The organism is Actinoplanes sp. NPDC049118 (assembly GCF_040648555.1).
Lineage (GTDB): Bacteria > Actinomycetota > Actinomycetes > Mycobacteriales > Micromonosporaceae > Actinoplanes.
The window spans coordinates 14,115-37,403 of sequence record NZ_JBEZDY010000001.1; the positions used below are offsets into that span (position 1 = coordinate 14,115).

A 23,289-nucleotide genomic window follows, 5' to 3' on the forward strand; every position below is an offset into this window, starting at 1 on the left:
GCCCCGGGTCCGGTCCTAACCGGCGAGGTGGCCGTACCGGTCCTCGAGCTCGAGCCACGTGCCCTGCGCCACCGAGCGGCCGCCGATCAGGACGACCACCCGGTCGGCGCGGGACAGCGCGGCCCGCTTCGACGTGGAGCCGACGACGGTGACACCGTGCTCGCGCAGCGCCCGCCACAGCTCCAGCTCGGTCGTGACGTCCAGCGCCGACGACACGTCGTCCGCGATCAGCAGCTCCGTGCGCGGCGCCAGGGCCCGGGCCAGCGCCAGCCGTTGCAGCTGACCGCCGGAGAGCCGGGTGCCCTTGTGCCCGATCAGCAGCTGCAGCCCGCCGCCGGTGGCGGCCAGGTCGTGCTCCAGCTGTGCGGTGGTCACCGCGTCCGCCGCGTCGACCTCGTGGCCGAGGCGGATGTTGTCCGCGACCGTGCCGGACAGCACCCGCGGCAGCTGCGCCACGTAGCCGACCTGGTTCGGCCGCAGGAACAGCTCCGGCTCGTCGACCGGCCGGCCGTTCCAGCGCAGCGCGCCGGTGTGGTGCACGATCCCCGCGAGGGCGCGCAGCAGCGACGACTTGCCGGAGCCGACCGGGCCGACCACCAGCACGAGCTCGCCGCGCTCGACGACCAGGTCGATGTCCTGCGCGCCGACCGTGCCGTTCTCGTGCACCGCGCTGAAGCCCGAGAGCTCGAGCGAACGCAGCGGGCTACGCGGCGCCACCGGCGGCGCCTGCGCCGTACCGGCCGCGATGTCCACGCCCGGCACCGATGACGAGTACTCACCGACGCCCGCCATGGCCACCGTCCGCCGGGTCCAGACCCGCGCCGACGGGAAGTGCGACACCAGCGACGCCGTCGTCCAGGCGAACCAGCGCGCCGAGCCCAGCGTCGCCACCGCGATCAGCGTCGCCGCCGCCGACAGGTTTCCGGCCAGGTACATCGCCCAGGCCGCGATCGGCAGCAGGCCGCTGACGATCGACGGGGTGGACCGGGCCCACACCTGGATGGAGATCTCCCGGCGCTGGCGGTCGCTGCGGACCGTGTCCAGCCCGGCCAGGTGGTCCAGCACCGGCCTGGTCGCGCCGGCCAGCTTCACCGTTCGCGCCGCCGACAGCGCCGAGACCAGGGCGGTCGCGAACGACGCCCGCGCCGCGACCGTACGCCGGGCCGCCCGCTCGAGCCGCGGGCCGAACAGCGTCGCCGCCAGCCCGGAGACCACCATCGTGCCGACGAAGAACGCGGCCGGCACGAACGACTGCGCCGCCAGCGTCATCGTCACGATCACGATCAGGCTGATCCCGGTGTCGATGAGGTTGTCGGCGAGCATGACGACCCGTTCGGTGTCGCCGCCCTGCGCCACCACCTCCGCCGGGGTGTACTTGCTGATCCGGCGCGGGCCGGTCTGGCCGTGCACCAGCCGCATGCTGATCCGCAGCATCTGCCGGACCCACCACTCGGGGAACCAGGCGCCGGTGTAGTACAGCGTCGGGATGGCGACGATCAGGCAGGCCGCGATGCCGAGCGCCGGCAGCATCGGGTCGCCGATGCCGTCGACCACCTGCGACCACAGCAGCGGCAGGATCGCGCCGTCCAGGCCGAGCATCACCAGCACGATGAAGAACGCGATCGCGCCGAGCCCGTACCGCGGGTCGTTGATGGTCAGCCGGGCGATCTCCCGCATGGTGCGGGCCCGGGGCGGCTCGGGCAGCGGCGGCGGGTCGGCCATCGGCAGCGTGTTGCCCAGCTCCGTGACGACCGGCTCGGGTTCGCGCTCGAGCAGCGCCACCCCGCCCGCCGCTCGCGCCGGCGCGGCGACGCTGGAGCTGGCGAGCAGCTCGGCGAAGCGCCGCGACTCGCGCAGCGGCCCGGCCTCCAGCACCTCGCCGTCGGCGAGCACCACCACCTCGTCGCAGCGCCGGACCGACGAGAGCCGGTGCGCGACGATGACCCCGATCCGGCCCTCCAGCAGCCGGTCGGTGGCCCGCTGCACCCACGCCTCGGTGACCGGGTCCATCCGCGCGGTGGCCTCGTCGAGGATCACCACGTGCGGGTCGCGGACCAGGATCCGGGCGAAGGCGACGAGCTGCTCCTGCCCGGCGGAGAGCACGTAGCCGCCCTCGCCGAGCTTGGTGTCCAGGCCGTCGGGCAGGCCGCCGGCCCACGTCGTCAGGCCCAGCTCCTCAAGCGCGGCCGCCGCCTGCGGCAGCAGGTCCGGGTCGAAGAGCGCGATGTTCTCGGCCAGGGTGCCGGCCAGGATCTCGGTGCGCTGCGGGACGATCGCCGTCCACCGGCGCAGCTCCTCGACGTCGAGGTCGTCGATGTCGACACCGCCGAGGAACACCGTGCCGCGCGGCACGTCGACGGCCCGGGTCAGCACCTTCGCCAGCGTCGACTTGCCGGAGCCGGTGCGGCCGATGAGCGCGTACGAGCGGCCGCGGGCGAACGACAGGCTCACGTCGCGGAGCGCGGGCGGGCGCCCGGAATCCGACTCGCCGTAGCGGAACGTCAGGCCGCGGACCTCCAGGTCGCCGTCGACCGGCGGCAGCCCGGCGGTGGGCTCCTGCCGCACGCCGCGCAGTGACTGCACCCGGCTCCAGGCGCCGAGCGCGTTCTGCAGCTCCGGCACCATGCGGGTGACCTGCTCCAGCGTGCCGCCGAAGCCGAGCGCGAGCAGCCACACCGCGGTCAGCCGGGCGCCGTCGATGTGCCCGCCGATCAGGGCCCAGGCGCCGACGATCACGAGCGCGGCGATGAGCGTGCGGGTGACCGCGCCGGCGCCCATGGTGATCCGCGACGACGCGGTCCAGACCTTGCGGCCGCGGACCAGGACCTCGCGGGCACGCTGGGCGTAGAGCCGCCGGACGTACGGCGCGGCGAGGCTGGTGCGCACGTCGTCCTGGCCGTGGATGGACTCCTCCATCACGGCGGCCAGGTCGGACCAGGCCTCCTCCTCGCGGATCCGCAGCGGGGAGATCCGCCGGGTCGGCTTGTTCAGCATCGTGACCAGCAGGACCGACACCAGCAACATGCCGACGCCGGCCGGCCACCAGGCGAAGAACGCGGTCACGATCGAGAGCGCCGCGAGGGCGAGCGACTGCGCCAGCCGCACGCCGCTGCCGCGCAGCTCGGAGCCGACCTGGTAGACGTCGCTGTCGATGCGGTCGAGCAGCTCGCCGACCGGGGTGTTCTCGAGCGTCGGAAGATCCTGGCCGAAGGCGACCCGGCACAGTCCGCGGCGCACGGACGCGGCCCAGTCCGCGGTCAGCCCGGCCACGACCAGGCCGACCACGAGGTCGCTGAGCACCGAGACCACCAGGGCGGCGGCGAGCAGGACGAACAGCGGCGCCGACCGGTCGACGAGGACCGCGCCGGCCAGGCCCAGGGCACCCGCCTGACCCGCCGCGCCCAGGACGATGAGGATGGCGACAAGGGCGGTGCGACGGGGCGAAGTTGCCCATAAGTCGCGGAGCAGGCGCATCGAGGTCCTCACGGATAGGGAAGGCGGTGCACCCATCCTGCGGTGCGCGGGCACGGCGGCTCAACGCAATTACGTGTCCGGCGGGTATCGCGTGTGTCACCATCACGCCGTGCCGCAAAGCTGGAGGTGAACGCCATGGTCGCCGGACCACTGGACACCGAGTTCACGGCCGTGCTGGAGAAGAGCGCCGCCGAGAACGGCTGGACGTACGTGATCATGCCGGGGTCGGCGGCGTTCTTCGGCACCCGCGGGCTGGTCAAGGTGCGCGGAACCGTCGACGGCGAGCCGTTCCGCAGTTCGTTCATGGCCCTGGGAGACGGCCGTCACAAACTTCCGGTCAAGGCCGACCTGCGCCGCCGGATCGGCAAGGAGGCGGGCGCGACCGTCACCGTGCGCCTGTCCGAACGGCTGAGCTGACGGTCAGTGTGAGTGCAGCGTGATCAGGGTGATCTCGCTCGGCGCGAAGATGCGGAACGGCGGGCCCCAGAATCCGGTACCCCGCGAGGTGTACAGCTGGGTGCGCTCGCCGTGCCGGCTCAGGCCCTGAAGGACCGGCTGGTCCAGGCGGACGAGGTAGTGGAACGGCCACATCTGCCCGCCGTGGGTGTGCCCGGATATCTGCAGGTCGACGCCGTGCGCGACCGCACCCGTCACCTGCTGCGGCTGGTGCGCCAGCAGCAGCACCGGCAGGTCCGGGTCCGCGCCGGCCAGCGCCGCCTCGTGGTCCATGTGATGGCCCGGCAGGCCCGAGCCCGCGGCCGTGCGGTCGTCCACCCCGGCGAGGGTCAGGCTGCTGCCGTCGCGGGTCACCACCAGGTGCCGGTTGTGCAGGGCCTCCCAGCCCAGCGACGCCATGTGCTCGACCCAGCGCTGTGCGCCGCTGAAGTACTCGTGGTTGCCGGTCACGTAGACCCGGGCCAGCCGGGCCCGCACGTCGCCCAGCGGTGCGGCCTGCTCGCGGCGCTGCGCCACCTCGCCGTCCGCGATGTCGCCGGTGTGCGCCACGATGTCGGGTTGCAGCGAGTTGACGACCTCCACCACGCCGCGTGACCAGCGGGTCCGGTCGATCGGACCGTAGTGCGTGTCGGTCAGCAGCACGACCCGGAGCCCGTCGAGGCCCGCGCCGAGCCGGGGGACGATCACGTCGACGCGGCGGACGCGGGAGACCCGCATCGCCTCGGCGTACCCCCAGAGGAGCAGGACGATCGCGACGAGGGCGACCGCTGCCGTCACGGTCCGTGAGCGGACCGGGTCGGCGACGCCCGCGAGGGCGAGCACGAGCCGCAGCACGTTGCCGAGGATCGACCACACGAAGAGGACCCAGACGACCCCGAGCACGGTGTCGGCGGTGCGGGCTGCGCCGTCGTGGTGGCGGCCGTGGCCGCTGAACATCAGGACCGGGAACGCGGCCGCGACGGCCGCGAACAGCACGGTGGCGGCGGCGAACACCGCGCCCGGCCACCGGTTGCCGGACCAGACCAGCGTCCACCAGGGCACGCCGAAGAGCAGGAGCAGGACGGCGGCGACGATCAGGCCGAATCGCAGCGCGGGCCCGCGCCGGCGCCGCGGCGCGGTCTCGGCCTCGACTGTCTCACCAACGGACACAGCAGAAGTCTGCCACGCCCGTTCGGCCCTACGGCCTCACAGGCCGAGCCGCAGCCCGGTGACGCCGGCGGGGGAGTGCGGCCGGGTGGTGGCCCGCAGCAGGTCGGCGTGGATGCCGGCCGGCAACTGCGTGCCGAGCGCGCACAGCGCCGGATAGAGGTCGAGCACGTCGCGGTGGCTGAGCGCGCCGACGCCGATCAGCAGGCCGGTGACCGCGGCGGGCGTCCGGGCCAGCTCGGCGCAGAGCTCCATCCGCCAGACCTGGTCGCCGACGTGCGAGGCGAACTCGCGGGCGATCCGGTTGCTGGCCGAGCAGCCCTCCTCGGGCGCGGCGTGCCGACCCGAACGGGCCAGCACCGGCGCCATCCGGACCACGACGCCGAGCCGCAGCGCCAGCTCCGGCAGGGTCAGCGCGTCGAGGCCGAACGAGCAGTTGTCACAGAGTCGCTGGAACGTCTCGGCGTGCACGACGACCGCCGGCTGGGGGCACTCGCCGTCCGGTCCGCAGACGGTGTCCATGATGATCTCGGCGAGCCGGCCCGCCGGATCGAAGCGGCCGACCCCGAAGAACGCGGACGGTGTCTCTCGGTAGCGGGCGATGGCGGCGCGCTCGCTGCCGTACCCGTCCGCGTCGACGCCGATGCGGGGTACGCCGTGCTGGGCTTGGAGCTGGATGAGCCGGAACATCCTGTTCACTCCCGGAGGTCGGTGAAGACGGTGCATCTCGGGATACGCGCCAGGAAGTCCCTCGGTTCAGTCCTTACGCTGGGTATAAGAAAGATTCCGCCGGGCCCGCTGTCCCGTCAAGAGGAAGCAATCAAATGTGACTGCGTGTAATGCATATGTCGCTGCGGTGAGTGCCAGCAGCATGCCCGCCAGCACGGCCAGCAGGCCGCCGTCGAGGGCCCGCCAGGCGGTGGGGAGCGCGACCACGCCGAGCACGAGCCCGGCCTCACAGGCGGCCTCGGCGAGGCGCCGCGCACGGTCCGGTTTCATGACCATCACCCTTCCGTCACCCAGGGTGCGCCCGCTTCCCTCCGCAGCCGGATCGACGGCTACGACTTTCGGTAGAGGGCGCACGCGTGCCGGCGCGCCGATGGAGCCGAGACAGTGACCGACACCGATATGGCCACGGAGATCGTCTCAGTCGTGCTGGACGCTGCATAAAGTGCCCCGTAAGGTGTCCTGAGCGGCGGCGATGGCCCTCCGCGCCGGCCCCGGGAAGAGTTCGCGAACCATGAAGCTTGCCGGGACACCGACCGATAATGGTCATGTCCGGCAGGCGTGTGGGAGGAACGATCGGTGACCGTCGCGGCCACGCCGGCATGGGAGTCCATGCCGGCGCTCATGTACCACTCCGTGTCCGCCGTCGGCGGCCCACTGGGTGATCTCGCCGTGCCCCGGGAGCGCCTCGCCGAGCAGCTCGGCGCGCTCACCGCCGCCGGCTACCGGCTCGTCGGGCTCACCGAGGCGCTCGACCTGCTCTCGCAGGGCAGCACCGAGAAGCTCCTCGCGGTCACCTTCGACGACGGCTACCGGGACTTCCTCACCGAGGGCGTGCCCGTCCTCGCCGAGGCGGGCGCCGGCGCCACCCTGTACGCCTCCGTCGGGCACCTGGGCGGGGAGGCCGGCTGGCTCGGCCGCTGGGCGCCCGACTTCGGCCGCCTGCTCAGCTGGGACGAGCTGGCCGAGGTCGCCGACGCCGGCATCGAGATCGGCAACCACAGCCTGCTGCACCACCCGCTCGACGTGCTGCCGCCCGCGCAGTTGCGCGAGGAGACCCTACGCAGCAAGGACGAGCTGGAGCAGCGCCTGCAGCGGCGGATCCGCAGCTTCGCCTACCCGCACGGTTACAACGGCGGCATGGTCCGCGCCGCGGTGCTCGCCGCCGGGCACGACAACGCCACCGAGGTCGGCCGGCGGCTGCACCGGCCGGGTGAGCGGCGCTTCGCCGTACCCCGGCTGCAGCCGACCCCCGACATGACCGGCGCCGACCTGGTCAACCTGGTCGCCGGGGGTGGCTCCCCGCTGGTACCGCAGCTCAAGCGGCTCGCCCAGCCCGGCTGGCGTGCCGTCCGCAAGATCGCCCGGGCCGCCGGCCGGAACCTCACGTGAGGTCGGCACACCGCGCGCCCCGGCGGCTGACCCGCCGCCACCTGCTCGGCCTGGGCGGCATCGCGGCGGCCGGGGTGGCGGGCCTCGCCGTGCAGCAGCTCCGCTCCGGCCAGGCACCCGCCGAGGCCAACACCTCGCCCGGCCGGGCCGCCGCGTCCGGCGCGCCGTCGCCCAGCGCCGCCGCGGGTCCGCAGGTGGTCGCCAAGGGCGGCGGCACCGTGCCGTACCGGCCCGGCCGGACCATCCTCGGCTCGTATCTCGCGCTCGAGGGCAAGGCGTTCACCGAGAGCATCGCCCTGCGCCGCCGGCAGACCGGCCGCGACCAGCGCATCGTGCACGTCTTCTACGACTGGACGGACACGCTGCCCGCGCGGATCGCCGGCCTGCCCGCGGGCGCCACGCCGCTGGTGTCCTGGCGCGGCTCCGCGTACTCCGACATCACCTCCGGCGGCAGCGACGCGCGGATCGCCCGGGCCGCCCGGCAGCTCAAGCGGCAGGGCCGGCCGTTGCTGCTGCGCTGGGGCTGGGAGATGAACGGCGACTGGTACCCCTGGGGCGCCGCCCGCAACGACAAGGACCCGGGCGCGTACGTCGAGTGCTGGCGGCGGATCCACGACATCTTCGCCGAGGAGAAGGCGAAGAACGTGTCGTGGGTGTGGAGCCCGAACTGGAACTCCGCCCCGGTCGCGGGCTGGAACAGCTTCGAGGCGCTCTACCCGGGCGACCGCTACGTCGACTGGGTCGGGGTCTCGGGGTACAACCTGCACCGCGAGACGCCCGACGCCCTCTTCGGCCCGATCTACCGGGCCTTCTCGGCCCGGAAGCCGCTGATGATCACCGAGGTCGGCTCGATGGACCGCGGCGGCCGGACCAAGGCCGACTGGATCACGCTCTTCGCGCAGTGGGTCGAGGCACACCCGGCGGTGGGCGGCGTCGTCTGGTTCGACACCGACACCCACCCCGGGTACGCCGAGAAGTGGCGCATCGACACCGACGCCGACTCGCTCGCGGCGTATGTGGCGATGGCCAAGAGCGTCCGCTTCAGCGGCTAGCCTTCTCCGCCGCCTCGATCGCGTTGCGGAACAGCATCGCCACGGTCGTCGGCCCCACGCCGCCGACCCGCGGGGTGATCGCCCCGGCCACCTGCGAGACCTCCTCGGCCACGTCCGGCAGCAGCCGCCGGCCCTCGTAACGCACGCCGGCACCGATCACCGTGGCGCCCGGGCGCACGTGCTCGGGCTGGATGATCCCCGGTACGCCGGCCGCGGCGATCAGGATCTCGGCGCGCCGGGCGTACCGCTGCCAGTCCGGCACGCCGGTGTGCACGACCGTGACGGCCGCGTTCGCGGTCGGCCGCTTCTGCGCCAGCAGCATGGCGAGCGGGCGGCCGATCGTCGCGCCGCGGCCGAGAATGACCACCTCGCGGCCCGCGACCGGGATCTCGTGGTGCGCGAGCAGCGCCTCGATGCCGGCCGGCGTGCACGGCCGTGGCCCGGGCAGCCCGACGGAGAGCCGGCCCAGGTTGAGCGGGTGCATGCCGTCGACGTCCTTGTCCGGGTCGACGGTGAGCAGCGCCGCGTCGTAGTCGATGTGCGCCGGCGGCGGGTACTGGATCAGCAGCGCGTGCACGGACGGGTCCGCGTTCAGCCGGTCGATCGCCCGATGCAGGTCGTCCTGCGTCGCGTCCGCGCCGAGGTGCTCGTGCGGCGAGACGAAACCCAGCTCGGCGGCCTGGCGCTGCTTGATCCGGATGTAGCCGGCGCTGGCGTCGTCGTCGCCGACCAGGATGGTCGCCAGCGACGGCACGACGCCGCCCTCGCGCAGCTTCGCGGCGCGCTGCGCCACGTCGGCCAGCACCGCGTCGGCCACCGGCTTGCCGGGCAGCAGTCTTGCTTCATGGGGTACGGACATGTGCGCTTACTCCGGCGTGGGCACCCAGGCGGACGGCCCCCACGGCGAGCTCCCCGATGGTGGTCCCCATCCTCGATGCCGCCAGTCGCGTGTCCTGGTCAGTCTACGGCGCTGATGTACAGCGTCCGATAGGCGGTCGTGTCTCCAGCCCGGTAGAGGTTGACCGTCATCCTTTGGGCGCCCGGCATGCTCAGCACCTCGCTCCAGGTTCCGTCCCCGTTCACCGGGACGCTCCGGGTCTGCGTCACGGTCCCCGGGGCGCTGAGCACCCGGAGCGTGTACGGCCCGTCCTCGGGGAGCAGGCCCTTCGCCGAGACCTCGACCCGGCGGTTGCCCGCCGCGTCGACCGGGCCCGACGGCGTGGCCCACAGCGCGGTGACGGTCGTGTCGTGCGTCGTGCGCGACGTGGTGAACGACAGCCAGCCGGCCCCGCCGAGCACCAGCGCCACCAGCACCAGCGGCAGCAGCTGCCGGACCAGGCGGCGGCGTCCCGCCTTCTCCTGTGCTGCCGCGTCCAGGGCGTCCTCGACCTCGGCGATCGAGATCACGACGGTGGCGTCCTGCCCGACGCCGTGCGGCGCCCGCGCGGTCCGCGCGCCGGCGTCCGGCCGGGCCGGGTGCCCGCCGGCCGGCCAGGGCGCCGGCGCGGGCGTGGCGGGCGCCGGCGCCGGTGCCCGGCGCGCCGCCAGCCACGCGCCGGCGAGCGAGACGAGGGTGACCCCGGCCGTGGCGACCGTCCAGGAGGTCCGGTCGATGCGCACGCCGACGACGTAGATGACCAGGCCGGCGAGGATCACCACGCCCATGCTCAGGGCGGGCGTGAGCACGATGCGCTCCACCGTCGTCAGGTCCCGGCGGCGGAAGATGACGTCGGTCAGCGCCATGCCGGGCAGCACGAAGGCGAGCAGCAGGCCGCCGGCGATCGCCAGCGGCCGCGGTCCCAGCAGGACGGCGGCCGCCGAGGCGACGGTCAGCGCCGCGACGACGCGGCCGAGAAGGGCGTTCACTCGTCCCCCATCCGGTAGACGCGGACAGTGCCGTTGTCGTAGAGCCGGTCGACGTCCGTGAGCGTGTCGAACTTGCCGAGCTGGGTCTCGGTCATCGGCGAGGTGATCTGACCCGAGCGCGGATCCATCTCGAAGTAGGCGCCGCTCTCCGGCAACTGGGTGCCCAGCCGCCGGTCCACCACCAGGTAACGCAGGTGCAAACGCTCGACCAGGTCCTCCTGCTCGAGTCCCCAGGAGTCGGCGTAGTACAGCGGGCCGACCTCGCGGACCGGGTCCTGGCGGCCGTACGTCGAGGCGAGCGAGACCGAGGTGGCGTCGCCGCCGACGCGGTTGCCGTGGCCCAGGACGGTGCGCTGCCATTCGGCGGCCTCCAGCCCGGGCGCGTCGACCGAACGCTCGTACCCGCCGGCCAGGTACGGCCCCGGCAGGAGCGACGCGATCGGCGGCCAGCCGCCGGCCCGCGCCCCGATCATCAGCAGCGTGATCATCGCGGAGCCGGCCGCGACCCGGCTGTACAGGTTCCAGCCGCCCGGCATGACCACGTCGATCGCCGGGGCGGCGGCGCGCCACCGATGCCCGTCCGCGTCCTTGGCCGGGATCAGCTGCACGCCCCGGACCAGCCCGATCGCCGCCAGGATGGAGATCGGGATGTAGGTGAACGTGGAGAGCCGGCCGGCGATCTCCGGTCCGTTCTGCCCCAGGAACCGCACCCCGTTGCCGGCGAAGAAGATCAGCCCACCAGCCACCGCGGCCCACCGCCACCAGTCCCGGTCGTGGCGCTGCAGCATGTCGCGGGTGACGGCCACGTAGAGCACGAGCAGCCCGAGCAGCCCGGCGCCCTGCACCGCGAGCTGACCGATGGAGACCGGCGCGGACGCCGACGCCGCGTCGCTCTCGCCCGACAGGACCTGCGACACGGTACGGATGACCTGGTCGACCGGGTCCTCCAGGTAGCCGAGGACGTCGGTGGCGACGAGCAGGATCCACGCCGCCACCACCGCGGCGGCGGCCGCGGGCATGAGCAACGCGTTCCAGCGCCGCGGGCGTTCGGTGATCAACTCGGCGACGGCGAGCAGCAGCAGCGTCGCCACCAGCGCGAACGCCGTCACGTGGTGGCTCACCGTGGTCAGCACCATCGACAGCACGGCGACCCAGGCGAACTGCCGGCCGCCGTCGGTGCGCCACCGCCGGACCGCCCACACCGTCAGCATGAAGAACGGCAGCGCGGCGGTCTGGTACAGGAACATCGAGTTGAAGAAGAGGTAGTGCAGGGCGGTCGCGTACGTGGCGCAGGCGACGCCGGCGACCGCGGGGGAGTTGCTGGCCCGCAGCACCACGGCGAAGAACAGGCCGACGAAGACCAGGTGCGCGACGCCGGCGACGATGACGCCGGCGGCCGTCACCGGAATCCCGGTCATCGCCGCGACGGCCGCGCCCAGCTCGGCCAGGCCGGGGAAGTGCTCGGCCGGCGGCAGGGCGGGGTTCGGCTGGAACAGCACGCCGGACTCCGCGATGATCGTCGTCGCGAGCCAGTGCTGCAGTTCGTCGGGGAACCGGAACTGGTCCGGGCTGTACATCCACTTGAGCAGATACTGGTTCAGGGCCAGGCCCATGACCAGCACGAACGACTCGGCGACGCCGGCCATGCGGCGGCTGAGCAGGCGCACGACGACCGGGGTGAAGACCACGACCTGGCCGACCCAGTACGCGAACTGTGCGTTGCCGGTGCTGACCCGGCCGCCGGCGTAGGCGAGGGCGACCATGAGGACGCCCAGCGCCGAGATCGTCAGCACGGCCGGTGCGTGCCCGAGGTCGAGGGGCTCGCGGCGGGCGCGGGCGGGCTTGGGCGCGCGGCCGGGGTCGGGCGGGGGCGCCGCCTCGGTGCGCTGGCCGTCGCGGCGGCCCGGAACCACGGGGATGATGGCGGTGGCGACGTCGGTCGGCCGGGCGACCCGGTGCGCCGGGATCACGACGGTGTCGTCGTGGGCCCGCGGCACGATGACGGCGGTCTCCTCGCCGGGTGCCTTGGCACCGGCCTTCTTCGGGGGCTGGGGGGTGGGGAGCCTCAGCACGACCGTGTCCTCGGGGGAGGAGGGCTTGCCGCGCAGGACGACCGTGTCCTCGGCGCTCGCGGGGACGTCGCCCTTGGCAGTGGCGTCGCCCTTGGCGGTGGCGTCGCCCTTGGCGGTGGCGTCGGCCTTGGCCTTGGCGACGGCGTCGGCCTTGGCCTTGGCGATGGCGTCGCCCATGGCCCTGGCCTTGGCGTCGGCCTTGGCCTTGGCGTCGGCGGCCGCCGCTGCGGCCTCCTGCCCGCGTGCTGCTTCTGCGCGTGCTGCTTCTGCGCGTGCTGCTTCTGCGCGTGCTGCTTCTGCGCGTGCTGCTTCTGCGCGTGCTGCTTCTGCGCGTGCCGCTTCTGCGCGTGCCGCTTCCGCGCGTGCCGCTTCCGCCGGCGGTACCGATGGGATCTGTGCCTTCGGCACGCCGGACGTGGTCTGGATGTCCGCCGCCGCGGTGCGCGACGCGTCACCTTCCGCCGGCGCCGGCGGGCGTACCCGGGCGGTTCCCCGCGCGGCGTCCGGCCGCGCGTCGTCCGGGGTCTTGCTCGGTTCGGGCGAGCGCTGGTCTGCCGAGCGCTGGTCCGCCATGGGCTGGGCCTCCGCGGCGTCGTCGGGGGATTCGAACTGCTGAATGGAGGTCACTGGGCTGGCCGGGCGCAGCACCGGCCCGGAGTCCGGATCCTCGGGCTCGGGGGAGGGTTGCCCGGTCAGCATCCGGCGGCCGCCCTGCTCTGAGCCGGGGCGGCGCACGGAATACCGGCCGGTCGCCACATATACGTCCTCTGGACCGACAATGCCCGGTACGGAACGAACTTTCCGGTGAACGGCCGACTCGGCGCGATCAGCGGCCGTCGCGGGCCTTCGCCCGGGCGGCACGCCGGCCCTTCAGGTAGGCGCGCGGACCCGCCAGCATGCCGCGGCGGTTGGCCGTCAGCAGCTCCCGGGGGAAGTCCTCGCGCAGCGTCGACACCCGCAGGCTGTCCTTGCTGGTGAGGTCGCGCAGGGCACCCGGTGCCAGCCGCAGCAGCGGCCAGATCAGGCCCGGGCGCTTCAGCAGCAGGCTCGTGTACGCGGCGGTCAGCCCGGCGCCGTACCCGACCATCTGCTTGTGCAGGCCCTCGAGGTCGCGCCGGTGGTAGTGGTGGGTCACCGCGGTCGGCTGGTAGACGATCGTGCCGCCGCCGATCAGGACCTGGGTGAACGCCAGGGTGTCCTCCGAGCCCATCGCCGGCGTGCCGGCGCCGAGCGCGGTGTCCCAGCCGCCGATGCGTTCGATGACGCCCGGGCGGAAGGTCATGTTCGCGCCCGTGCCGAACGGCGGCAGCGGGTACAGCGGGCTCTGGATGTGAGCGGTCGCCGGGCTGAACACGTCGGGCTTGAAGCCGCGTCCCTTGCTGTGCCCGCCGAACTGCTCGAACCAGAGCTGCGCCTGCGTCTCCAGCTCGGCCGGGACGATCACGCCGGAGACGACGTCCGCCTCGGGGTGGTCGGCCAGCGCCCGGGCGACCTCGGCGAGCCAGTTGACGTCCGCGTACTCGTCGTCGTCGATCCAGGCCAGGATCTCGCCCGGCGCGGCGGCGACCGCGGCGTTGCGGGCGAAGGAGAGGCCGCCGCGCGGCTCGACCAGGTAGTCGACGTTGCCGCGGCGGGCCGCGGAGCGGACCACCTCGGCGGTCGCGTCGGTGACCGGCGCGTTGTCGACGACCAGGATCCGGAAGTCCGGGTACGCCTGCGCGAGCAGGCTGTCCAGGCAGCGGGCCAGGGCACCGGGCCGCTCCCGGGTGCAGATCACCACGGTGATCGGCGGCGCCTCGGCGAGCACCTCGCGGCGCCGGGCCAGGAAGGCCGGCTCGGTCTCCGGCGTGATGCCGTCGATCGGCAGCGCGGCCAGCGCCAGGCCGGACAGCCGTGGCGCGAGCGCCGTGCCGAGCTCGGCCTCGATCGCGGCCGCCAGCTCGGCGGGCCGCAGCCCCCGGGCCGGTACGTCGACGAGCACGGTGCCGATGGGCTCGGTGAAGAGCCGGACCAGCACCCAGGCCTGCAGGACCCGGCGGCCGTCCGCCAGCACGCCCGGGATCGCCGGCAGCGCGTCGGAGACCTCCAGGTCGAGCACGGTCGCGGGCAGCACCTCGCCGCTGGGCTCGAACGCCGGCGCGGTGATCATCTCGTCGACGCGATGCTCGGGAACCCAGACCTTGCCGTTGACACCGACACCGTTCACCCCCGCGGTCATCGGGCTGTTCCGGCCGTGACAGTCCGGCGGGCTGCGAAAGTCTCGACGACCCCGCCGATGCCGGCGGCGGCGACCCCGGCAACCACGCCACCGGCCTTGAGCGCGTGGTGCACGCCGCGGCCACGGGTGGCGGCGGTCAGGTTGCGGAACACCGCCTTGGGTAGCGAGCGCAGGTAGTCCTGCTCGGAGCCGAGGCTCCGCGAGCCGTCGAGCAGCCCGGCCATCGCGACCTTGCCACGGCCCTCAGCGTAACAGCGGCGCAGGAAGAATCCGAAGGTTGAGTGGGTTGCGGGTACCTCGTGGCGAATTGTCGCGTGAGGCACGTACATCCAGTGGCCGCCGTCGAGCGCGCTCATCCGCAGGCACAGCTCGGTGTCCTCGGGCCGGTTCTGGTTGCCGAGTTTGCCGAAGCCGGTCCGGAAGCCGCCGACCGCCAGGAACGTCTCGCGGCGCACCACCATGCTCGCCGACCACACGTTGCGGATCGGCGCGGTGCTCGTCGGCATCCCGGCGTACGAGCCGCCGACCGCCCAGAGGAACTCCGCCGGCATCCAGCGGGGCTCGCTGCGCTCCCAGTTGGGCTGGATCCCGCCGCCGGTGCCGACCACCTTCGGGTCCGCGAACGGCACGACCAGGCTGGCCAGCCAGTCGGGGCTGGCGACCGTGTCGTCGTCGAGGAACGCGATCAGCGAGGTGCTGGTGTGGAACGCGCCGGTGTTGCGGTTGCCGGACACGCCCTGGGTGTAGAGGTTCTCCAGGACGGTCACGCCGGCCAGGTCACGCCGGGCCCGGCGGAACAGGGCCGGGTTGTGGTCGACCACGACGACGATCTCGGCGGGGGCGTACGTCTGCGACCGGGCGGAGGCGACGGTCCGCACCAGCGCGGACCAGCGCTGCTCGCTGTGGGTCGGAATGACGATGCTGACGGCGGGGCGGGGGGTGGATTCCACGCTTGGTGCTCCTCGGGCGGGGTGGCGGTACCGGGACTGCAGAGCGGGAGAGCTCAGTCCTCGCGGGTGGCGCGGGCCTGCAGGGCCCTGATGTCGTCGGTGCGGCGGGTGCCGACCTCGTCGCGGCGGCTGCTGCGGTTGATGTGCGCGACGTGCTGGCGGGAGTCGCCGGTGGCCGCCGGCCGGCTGACGACCTTGTTCAGCGGGTGCACCGGCGGCGTGTTCGCGGGCCGCGCGGTGGGGTGCTGGTGCACGATGACGCCCTGGTCGCCGGCGCCGTTACGGCGCATCCGGCGCATCCGGCCGTACTCGCTGAAGATCGTGCGCAGCACGCGGAAGCCGTCGCGGAAGGTGTTCAGGTTGCTCTGGCCGTGGATGCGGGCGTGCTCGATGCTGCCCACCTCGCCGACCTTCATCCCGTCGGCGGCGGCCCGGATGTTGATCATCGTCTCGATCTCGAAGCCGTCGCCCCAGAGCTTGCTGCCGTCGACGGGGCGCGGCAGCGTCGGGTCCGGCAGTGCCAGGGTCGGGACGACCCGGCGCCAGAAGGCGTTGTAGCCGTAGCAGAGGTCGGTGAACCGGGTCCCGAACAGGACGTTCACCACCAGGTTGAGGCCGTCGTTGCCGAGCTTGCGCAGCTTGGTGATGTCGTGGCTGTGCCCGCCCTTGTCGAAGCGCGACCCCTTGACGAAGTCGGCGCCGGCGACGAGCTCGGCGACGAAGGCCGGGATCTCGCTCGGGTCGGTCGAGCCGTCGGCATCGATCATCACGATGATGTCGCTCGTGCAGGCGGCGAAACCGCAGGCCAGGGCGTTGCCCTTGCCGGTACGGGTCTGCTGCACGATCACGGCGTCCGGCCGCAGCTCGAGGGCCACGGCGACGGTGCGGTCCTGGGAACCGCCATCGACCACGATCACCTCGCTGATGCCCTCGGGGAGCTTGGCGAACACGTGCGGCAGGTTCCGCTCCTCGTTCAGGGTCGGAATCACGACGCTTACGGTCGGTGACGCCTTGCCGTTACTCGCCGTGTTGCCGGAGGACGTGAGGTGCTGCATGTGGGTCCCTTCTGGGGCGGCGGATGCGACAGAATCGGTTGTTTCCGGGGGCAGAAACTCAGTCGCTCGCTTCTGTCGACAAATCTAGCTGAGCGCTACGTAGCGTCAACTAACCGAAGAGCCATGGGCTCGATATCCGTGCGGTGAACCCTGGCCAATCGAATGACCAGGGGTTATTCACATGGGCAACAGAAATAGCCACAAGCCCCAGTCGTCACGCCCAGTAACGGACATTGGGGCATGCCAAGCCGGAGAATGGTCGCCGGCTGCCATTCCGGCGGATCCGATGGATGCGTGGCAGCGACGAGGGCATAGCGCTAATGTCGGATTTTTCCGATGTGACAGGGATCACTCTCAGTGTTGTCACTGGGTGTGATTTCCGGGTTGCAGGACGGTTATATCTGGGGTCGGGCAGCGGGTTTGCCCGTCGATGGATAGGTTGTCACCGTGACCTGCGCGCCGGCCCCGCGACGTGACGCACGGTCGACGGCACTGTGGGTGAACCGGTGACGGCGGCCGAAGCGCTGTGTGTTTGCGGCCATCAGCGAAACGCCCATGAACATCACCGCGCGGGCACCGAGTGCACGTTCTGCGGCCCCGAGGTCTGCCCCCGCTACCGGCGGCGCCGCTGGTGGCGCCGGTCCGCCTGAGCCCGCACCCGTCTGCGCGGGTTTCACGGCATCGATCCCGGCATGCTTCGGGGGTCTGCGCGGCCGGCGCCGCCTGGGTCCGGCACCCGTCTGCGCGGGTTCATGGGATCGATCCCGGCATGCTTCGGGGTGGTCTGCGCGGCCGGCGGGCCGCCTGCCGGTGGAATCAGGCGTGACCTTGGGTTGCGGCGCGGGTCGGGCCGGGCGTCCCCGGCGTCGGCCGGCGGTCCTGCCCGGCGTGCCGTGGCCGGTGCCGCCCGGGCGGATCGGTCACCCGCGCGAAGGGTGGACACCCGGTGGAGAATGCCTACTTCTTCTGTAGGCTAACTACCACTATTTGCGAAGCGCCGCGGAGCTTGCGCGGCGCTTCGCACCGCGCGAGGAGGGACCCCCCATGCCGCTCCCTGATTTCCTGATCGCCGGCGTCCCCAAGGCGGGCACCACCGCGCTGCACGCGGCGCTGGTCCGCCATCCGGGCCTGTTTCTGCCCGCGGTGAAGGAGCCCAAGTTCTTCCTCACCGACGGCCGCCCGCCGCGTACCGGCGGCCCCGGCGACGTGCAGACCTACCAGGAGCACGTCTGGCGCCGCGCCGACTACGATGCGCTCTTCGCGCCCGCGCCGGTGGGCACGCTGCGGGGCGAGGCCACACCCTTCTACCTGTACGACCACGGCGCACACGACCGCATCCGCGCGCTGGTCCCCGACGTGAGGCTGATACTGCTCCTGCGCGACCCGGTGGACCGGGCGCACTCCAACTGGACACACCTGTGGAACGCCGGCCTCGAGCCGGAGGCCGACTTCCTCACCGCCTGCCACGCCGAGGAGCGGCGCCGCGCCGACGGCTGGGCGGACTTCTGGCACTACGTCAGCCTCGGCCTGTACGGGCGCCAGGTGCAGCACCTGTACAAGGTGTTCCCCCGCGAGCAGGTGCTGCTGCTGCGCTACCGCGAGCTGAAGGACGCGCCGGCCGCCACGCTCGACCGGGTCTGCGACTTCCTCGGCGTACCGTCCGGGGTGCTCCGGGACATCCCGAAGGAGAACGTGAACCGGCACGTCGTCGAGGACAACGGCGTCAACCGGGTGCTGCGCGGCGCGCTGCGCGCCGGCGGGCGGTTCGGCCACCGCTTCCCCGTGCCGCTGCGGCTGGCGGCCCGCGGGCCGATCCTCACGGTGCTGCACCGCAAGCGCGGCAACCGGCCGGTGACCACGCCGGAGGAGCGCGCCGCGCTGCTGCCGCTCTTCGCCGACGACATCGCGCTGCTGCAGGACGTCACCGGCGAGCGCTACGACGACTGGATGGCCGTCGACCGACACGCCAGCGCGTCATAATCCCTATCTTCCCCATAGATAATGCAAACTTGAGTGGATACTCTTCGCTGTGCCGCTGACGCCACGAAACGGAGCCACCTTGTCCATCGGAACCCAAGCCCTGCCGGTGCCTCGCTGGGAAGATGCGACGGTGGTGGTCGAACCTCCCGGCGACGAGCCGGGCGCGTGGGCGGGCGCGCCGTCCTCGATCGTCGCGGACGGTGACATCTACCTGGCCTACCGCCTGCGGGTGCCGATCGGCGAGGGCCGCGGCATCTCCAACGTCGTCGCCCGCTCCACCGACGGCCTGCACTTCACCGTCGTCGCCGAGGTCGGCAAGGACCGCTTCGGCGCGGAGTCGCTCGAACGCCCGGCCCTGGTGCGGACGCCGGAGGGCCGGTGGCGGCTCTACATCAGCGCCGCCACCCCCGGCACCAAGCACTGGCGGGTCGACCTTCTCGAGGCCGACACCCCCGAGGGCCTGGCCACCGCCGCGCCGATCACGGTGCTCGCCGGCGACGAGACCGTCGGCGTCAAGGACCCAGTGCTGCACCACGACGGCCACGGCTGGCACCTCTGGGCCTCGGTGCACCCGCTGGAGTCCTGGGACGACGCCGACCGCATGACCACCGAGTACGCGACCAGCCCCGACGGCGTGCACTGGACCTGGCACGGCACGGCGCTCGCGGGCCGCCCCGGCCAATGGGACGCGCGCGGCGTGCGGGTCTCCTCGGTGTCGGTCGACGGCGACACGATCGTGGCCGCCTACGACGGGCGCGCCACGGCCGGGGAGAACTGGGAGGAGCGCACCGGCACCGCCCGCGGCGTGCGACTGCCGGACGGCAGCTTCGGCGAGCTGACCGCGGAGGACCGCGAGCCCATCGGCAGCCCGCACGCCCCGAACGGCCTGCGCTACCTGAGCCTGGTCACCCTGCCCGACGGCCGGCAGCGGATCTACTACGAGGCCACCCGCGAGGACGGCGCACACGACCTGCGCACGGAGCTCGCCTACTGACGGACCCGCCGAGGTAACGGCCCTGAGAGCCCGGTCACCTCGGCGGGGCCTGCGGTGTCCGTCGTGATCGACTTGTCCTAGCGTCAGCTACACAAAAGCCCGGTCTCCGGCGCCCGCCACCATCAACGGCGGGTTCATAGCGAGACCGTAATGGCGGAGCCCGTCCCACGAGGACGGGCTCCGCCATTTTCCGCCTGCCCTCAGCCCCGCCCCACCGGCGCTTGCCGAAGGTCAACCTCACCTCGCGCACCCGGGCCGCGACAACCTCGCACAGAACGCCGAGCCCGCGCCGGTCCACCTTGGTCCGTGCGGCGAGGTGGATGTTGTGAAGCGTCTCTAGCCCCCGTGCCCGCGGCCCTGCCGCCGCGAGCGCAGCTCCGGCCGGTTGTCGCCCGGTGCGTAGACGGCCGACACCGAATGCCGATCCGGTCCGTCAGCGCCGGCGCGCCGCACACGTCGGGGTCCGCCAGATTGCGCGCCCCGCCAGCTCAACTGCTGCCGGGCCTGACCACCAGCTGCCCGAGTGCGTGCCTGTCCGTCTGCATGTCCGCGCGGCTGCCTGACTGCGGCCAAGGCTGACGGGCTGCCTAATGCGCGCCTGCCTCGCCCACCCGCCCGGTCGGCCCGCCTGCCCCGCGTCGTCAGGCCGCCCGGCCGCGTCCGCCACGCGGTTGCCCGTCCTGGCCGCCGGTGCCTGCATCCCTCCTTTCCGGCTGCCTGCCGTGCCCGCCACGGTCGTCGGACCCGGTATGGCCGCCTGCGCGCGCAAAACGGTGCGTGAAGCCTTCCCGCAGACGGTGACTAAAGGTAGTGATCGCATCCCGGGGCGTAGAGATCTAACCGGCCTGCACCCCAAGAATCACGCATAGTGACTACATTGCAGGTGACCCGCACCACCCGGACTAGTCGGACATGGAAGTCTTGTGCCCTTCAGGTGCCCGCCGTGCCCGATCGTTGCTGGTCGCTAGGCAGTGTCCTCGTGACGCTGTCTACCTGCACTTGTGGGCGAAACTCACGTGCCGGAAATGCGCTGGAGGGGCTGGAGTCGCGGTACCTCGATCGTTCGGTCAGCGCAGCCATGCCGGCTGGCGGCTGTCACCGGGCCTTTGCGGTTAGTTGACCCTGAGTAACTCTTTGCTAGATTTGGTGACAGAAGCGAGCGGGTCAGGCTTCTCCCCCGAAAGCCCCAAACCCGCCGCATCTGCCACCACGGAGGAACCGAAATGCCGCTCACCGCGACGCCGAATACCACGAAGCGTGATGACAAGGAATCACCCAGAGTGAACGGCGATCAACGCAAGCCGGACGCGGGCAGCAAGCCGCGGCCCAGCACGGCCCCCTCCTGGTAATCCGCACCGCGCACCGCTCCCGATCCCCTGCACCGGAAGGCACCACGAAATGCTGGACTTCAAGGACCTCGCCCCGACCATCACCCGCCAGCGCATGGTCGTCGAGGGCTACCCGACGTTCGTGATCACCGATGAGCACATCAAGGACTATCTGCAGAAGCTCTCGGACGTGACCGACATGATCACGATCATCGAACCGGTGACCCACGTCAGCGAGCTCTACGGCTGGGCCGGCTGGATCCACTGGGAGACCTCCGGCGCGCACTTCTACTCGTGGGAGCGCCCGATCTCGTTCTTCAGCGTCGACATCTACACGTGCAAGGCATTCGACCCGCAGACGGTCCTCGACTTCACAAAGGACTACTTCAAGACCACCGAGATCGTCTCGAAGGAGTTCTGAGCATGACCACGACGACCGTCCGTTACGACCTCGACGCCGCCGGGACGCAGCGCATCACCGCGGAGTTCCTGGCCGCTCACCCGGCCGGCACCGGCCGTTTCGTGACGGCGGTCGTCGGCCCCGGCGCCGACCTCGCCCGCGTCGGCCGCGCCCTCGAGCGCCAGGTCTTCGAGGAGACGTTCGGCAACGACGCCGCGGTGATGGCCGTCGAGTACGGCCCCTACGAGGCGAACAGCCTGTTCTTCGTGGTGATCGACCGGCGCCGCGGCGTTCCGGCGGGCGTGGCCCGCATGATCGAGGGCAACGGCGCCGGCGTGAAGACCATCGACGACGCGCCCGAGCACATCGGCGTCGACGTCGACACCATCCTCGACGCGCACGGCATGAGCGGCGAGCGGGTCTGGGACTGTGCGACGCTGGCGGTGCTGCCGGAGTACCGCGGTGGCCGGTCGTCGCTGCTGGTCAGCTCGATGCTCTACCGCACGTTCCTGGTCATGGGCCGCCGCCGCGGCGTGCGGCACGCGGTGTCGATGCTCGACCGCGGCGCCTTCCGCAACATCGGTCTGATCGGCGCACCCATGCGGACCCTCGCCGACTCGGCGCCGTTCGCCTACCTGGGCTCGGCGGAGAACCGCGCGGTCTACATGGACTTTCCGCGCATCGAGGCCGCGGTCCGCGAGCAGGCGGTCCGGATGCGCCGCGCGTCGCGCCCGACCCTGACCGCGCTGCGCCGATCGGGCCTGCGCAAGCTGCTCACCCGCCGGGTCGCATCCCAGGTCTCCACCCGCATCGGTACGGGCAAAGACATCGACGAGAACATCGTCGTCGTCGAGGACAACTGATCGAGAGCGCTACGCAACCGTTACCACCCACGGCCGACGACGGAGTTTGTGCCGCCGGAGGCCGGGGTACCGGTCCTGCGACCACGACGCGGGCAGCGACGTGGGGCGACAGGGGAGCGGCGATGCGTACGCTGGGCGGGCGGTACCGGCTCGAACGACGCATCGGCGTCGGCGGCATGTCCGAGGTGTGGCGCGGCCACGACCGGGTACTCGACCGGCCGGTGGCCGTCAAGATCATGGCGCCGGCGGCCGAGGGCACCCTCGGCGAGGCCGGCGGTGTCGAACTGGTCCGCACCGAGGCCCGCTCCGCCGCGCGGCTCGCGCACCCCAACGTCGCGGGCGTGCACGACTTCGGCACCTCCCCGGCGCCGGACCACGAGGTGCCGTACATCGTCATGGAGCTGGTCGAGGGGCAGACGCTTAGCGAGCACCTCGGCGCCGGGCTGTTCGACTGGCGCATCGCGGTCCGGATCTGCGCGGAGGTCGCCGCCGCCCTCGCCGCCGCGCACGCGGAGCAGGTCGTGCACCGCGACATCAAGCCCGCGAACATCATGCTCACCCCGGCCGGGGCGAAGGTACTGGACTTCGGCATCGCGGCCGCGGTCGGCAGCCAGGACCCGGACCCCGACGGTCCGGTCATGGGCACCCCGGCCTACGTCGCCCCGGAACGCTTCGCGGGCCTGCCCGCGACCCCGGCGTCCGACATGTACTCGCTCGGCGTGCTGCTCTACCACTGCCTCTCGGGTCGGCTGCCCTGGACGGCGGCCGGCTACACCGAGCTCGTGCACGCCCAGCGCCACCTGGACCCCGAACCCCTGCCGCACATCGAGGGCATGGCCCCCGAGGTGCTCGACCTCTGCTCACGCTGCCTGCACCGGGACCCGTCCGAGCGCCCAACCGCCCTGGTCGCGGCGCTGCTGCTCGCCGAGGCCGTCGACGCCCGCGTGTACGTCCCACTGGTGGACCCGGGCGCGCCACTGCGACCATCCGCGGTGCCGGCCTGGGACGCACGCGCCGCCGAGGCCCCGACGAACGCCGCCCTGCCGGACACCCCCGGCCCGCCCCCGCCGGCCGATCCCTACCTCGACGAGCGCCCGGGCCGCCACCGCGCCACCTGAGCCGCCGACCACGAACACAACCACGGCCACAGTCGATCCGACCTCGACCCTGCACTCTCGGCCAACGAGATCGACCGCCTGCGCAAGCTGATCCGCCGCCGACCTCGACCCTGCACTCTCGGCCAACGAGATCGACCGCCTGCGCAAGCTGATCCGCCGCCGACCTCGACCCTGCACTCTCGGCCAACGAGATCGTACG

18 protein-coding genes are annotated in these 23,289 nt (G+C 72.5%); 8 read left to right on the top strand and 10 right to left on the bottom strand.

Annotated features, from left to right (window positions below):
* Positions 1–15: 15 nt before the first annotated feature.
* Positions 16–3,474 (bottom strand): ABC transporter ATP-binding protein/permease, encoded by a 3,459-nt coding sequence (locus AB0B58_RS00075; RefSeq protein ID WP_360214795.1) that lies wholly within the window; start codon positions 3,472–3,474, stop codon positions 16–18.
* A gap of 135 nt (positions 3,475–3,609) precedes the next feature.
* Here AB0B58_RS00075 and AB0B58_RS00080 point away from each other — a divergent pair, with 135 nt between their 5' ends.
* Positions 3,610–3,891 carry a DUF1905 domain-containing protein gene (locus AB0B58_RS00080; protein ID WP_360214798.1) on the top strand — a complete coding sequence of 94 codons (282 nt, stop codon included), beginning with the start codon at positions 3,610–3,612 and terminating at the stop codon, positions 3,889–3,891.
* 3 nt (positions 3,892–3,894) lie between these two features.
* Here the strand turns inward: AB0B58_RS00080 and AB0B58_RS00085 are convergent, their stop codons facing one another.
* From AB0B58_RS00085 to AB0B58_RS00095, 3 genes are all read right to left on the bottom strand, one after another.
* A complete protein-coding gene (locus tag AB0B58_RS00085; protein WP_360214801.1) occupies positions 3,895–5,079 on the bottom strand; it encodes a metallophosphoesterase in 1,185 nt (394 codons plus the stop codon).
* Positions 5,080–5,115: 36 nt separating this feature from the next.
* Positions 5,116–5,766 (bottom strand): hypothetical protein, encoded by a 651-nt coding sequence (locus tag AB0B58_RS00090; protein ID WP_360214804.1) that lies wholly within the window; start codon positions 5,764–5,766, stop codon positions 5,116–5,118.
* A 66-nt stretch (positions 5,767–5,832) separates the two neighbouring features.
* The gene (locus tag AB0B58_RS00095) at positions 5,833–6,075 is read right to left on the bottom strand and encodes a hypothetical protein (protein WP_360214807.1); all 243 of its coding nucleotides are present in this window, start codon (positions 6,073–6,075) and stop codon (positions 5,833–5,835) included.
* A gap of 306 nt (positions 6,076–6,381) precedes the next feature.
* On the opposite strand from AB0B58_RS00095, the gene AB0B58_RS00100 reads away from it, so the two are divergent.
* Together AB0B58_RS00100 and AB0B58_RS00105 are read left to right on the top strand one after the other, a co-directional pair.
* Complete coding sequence (locus tag AB0B58_RS00100; RefSeq protein WP_360214810.1) at positions 6,382–7,194, top strand: polysaccharide deacetylase family protein; 813 nt, start codon at positions 6,382–6,384, stop codon at positions 7,192–7,194.
* The gene (locus AB0B58_RS00105) at positions 7,191–8,246 is read left to right on the top strand and encodes a glycosyl hydrolase (RefSeq protein ID WP_360214813.1); all 1,056 of its coding nucleotides are present in this window, start codon (positions 7,191–7,193) and stop codon (positions 8,244–8,246) included. The genes AB0B58_RS00100 and AB0B58_RS00105 overlap by 4 nt, the downstream gene beginning before the upstream one ends.
* Here the strand turns inward: AB0B58_RS00105 and AB0B58_RS00110 are convergent.
* The 6 genes from AB0B58_RS00110 to AB0B58_RS00135 form a co-directional block, all read right to left on the bottom strand.
* A complete protein-coding gene (locus AB0B58_RS00110) occupies positions 8,236–9,105 on the bottom strand; it encodes a tetrahydrofolate dehydrogenase/cyclohydrolase catalytic domain-containing protein (RefSeq protein WP_360214816.1) in 870 nt (289 codons plus the stop codon). The genes AB0B58_RS00105 and AB0B58_RS00110 overlap by 11 nt on opposite strands.
* A 98-nt stretch (positions 9,106–9,203) precedes the next feature.
* The gene (locus AB0B58_RS00115) at positions 9,204–10,112 is read right to left on the bottom strand and encodes a DUF1616 domain-containing protein (RefSeq protein ID WP_360214819.1); all 909 of its coding nucleotides are present in this window, start codon (positions 10,110–10,112) and stop codon (positions 9,204–9,206) included.
* On the bottom strand, positions 10,109–12,940 hold the full coding sequence (locus tag AB0B58_RS00120) for a hypothetical protein (protein WP_360214822.1): 2,832 nt from the start codon (positions 12,938–12,940) through the stop codon (positions 10,109–10,111). The genes AB0B58_RS00115 and AB0B58_RS00120 overlap by 4 nt, the downstream gene beginning before the upstream one ends.
* Before the next feature lie 70 nt (positions 12,941–13,010).
* Complete coding sequence (locus tag AB0B58_RS00125) at positions 13,011–14,402, bottom strand: glycosyltransferase family 2 protein (RefSeq protein ID WP_360214825.1); 1,392 nt, start codon at positions 14,400–14,402, stop codon at positions 13,011–13,013.
* Entirely contained in the window at positions 14,399–15,352 is a 954-nt protein-coding gene (locus AB0B58_RS00130) for a glycosyltransferase (protein WP_360214828.1), read from the bottom strand. Before AB0B58_RS00130 ends, AB0B58_RS00125 begins: the two co-directional genes overlap by 4 nt.
* 53 nt (positions 15,353–15,405) lie before the next feature.
* Positions 15,406–16,341, bottom strand: coding sequence for a glycosyltransferase family 2 protein (locus tag AB0B58_RS00135; protein ID WP_360214831.1), 936 nt, complete (start codon positions 16,339–16,341; stop codon positions 15,406–15,408).
* A gap of 1,110 nt (positions 16,342–17,451) precedes the next feature.
* Here AB0B58_RS00135 and AB0B58_RS00140 point away from each other — a divergent pair.
* From AB0B58_RS00140 to AB0B58_RS00160, 5 genes are all read left to right on the top strand, one after another.
* Positions 17,452–18,387, top strand: a complete 936-nt coding sequence (locus tag AB0B58_RS00140) for a sulfotransferase domain-containing protein (protein ID WP_360214834.1) — start codon at positions 17,452–17,454, stop codon at positions 18,385–18,387.
* Positions 18,388–18,517: 130 nt separating this feature from the next.
* The gene (locus AB0B58_RS00145) at positions 18,518–19,381 is read left to right on the top strand and encodes a hypothetical protein (protein WP_360214837.1); all 864 of its coding nucleotides are present in this window, start codon (positions 18,518–18,520) and stop codon (positions 19,379–19,381) included.
* 1,398 nt (positions 19,382–20,779) lie between these two features.
* Positions 20,780–21,130: an S-adenosylmethionine decarboxylase gene (locus AB0B58_RS00150; protein WP_360214840.1), complete on the top strand. Its 351-nt coding sequence runs from the start codon at positions 20,780–20,782 to the stop codon at positions 21,128–21,130.
* Positions 21,131–21,132: 2 nt separating this feature from the next.
* Complete coding sequence (locus tag AB0B58_RS00155) at positions 21,133–21,972, top strand: hypothetical protein (protein ID WP_360214843.1); 840 nt, start codon at positions 21,133–21,135, stop codon at positions 21,970–21,972.
* A 122-nt stretch (positions 21,973–22,094) separates the two neighbouring features.
* The gene (locus AB0B58_RS00160) at positions 22,095–23,090 is read left to right on the top strand and encodes a serine/threonine-protein kinase (protein ID WP_360214846.1); all 996 of its coding nucleotides are present in this window, start codon (positions 22,095–22,097) and stop codon (positions 23,088–23,090) included.
* Positions 23,091–23,289: the final 199 nt, after the last annotated feature.

What these genes read in the sequence shown, in the direction of transcription:
- AB0B58_RS00155 (WP_360214843.1), top strand. Translation starts at nt 21,133, where the DNA reads ATGACCACGACGACCGTCCGTTACGACCTCGACGCCGCCGGGACGCAG.
- AB0B58_RS00125 (WP_360214825.1), bottom strand. Translation starts at nt 14,402, where the DNA reads ATGACCGCGGGGGTGAACGGTGTCGGTGTCAACGGCAAGGTCTGGGTT.
- AB0B58_RS00075 (WP_360214795.1), bottom strand. Translation starts at nt 3,474, where the DNA reads ATGCGCCTGCTCCGCGACTTATGGGCAACTTCGCCCCGTCGCACCGCC.
- AB0B58_RS00150 (WP_360214840.1), top strand. Translation starts at nt 20,780, where the DNA reads ATGCTGGACTTCAAGGACCTCGCCCCGACCATCACCCGCCAGCGCATG.
- AB0B58_RS00080 (WP_360214798.1), top strand. Translation starts at nt 3,610, where the DNA reads ATGGTCGCCGGACCACTGGACACCGAGTTCACGGCCGTGCTGGAGAAG.
- AB0B58_RS00095 (WP_360214807.1), bottom strand. Translation starts at nt 6,075, where the DNA reads ATGAAACCGGACCGTGCGCGGCGCCTCGCCGAGGCCGCCTGTGAGGCC.
- AB0B58_RS00090 (WP_360214804.1), bottom strand. Translation starts at nt 5,766, where the DNA reads ATGTTCCGGCTCATCCAGCTCCAAGCCCAGCACGGCGTACCCCGCATC.
- AB0B58_RS00140 (WP_360214834.1), top strand. Translation starts at nt 17,452, where the DNA reads ATGCCGCTCCCTGATTTCCTGATCGCCGGCGTCCCCAAGGCGGGCACC.
- AB0B58_RS00160 (WP_360214846.1), top strand. Translation starts at nt 22,095, where the DNA reads ATGCGTACGCTGGGCGGGCGGTACCGGCTCGAACGACGCATCGGCGTC.
- AB0B58_RS00110 (WP_360214816.1), bottom strand. Translation starts at nt 9,105, where the DNA reads ATGTCCGTACCCCATGAAGCAAGACTGCTGCCCGGCAAGCCGGTGGCC.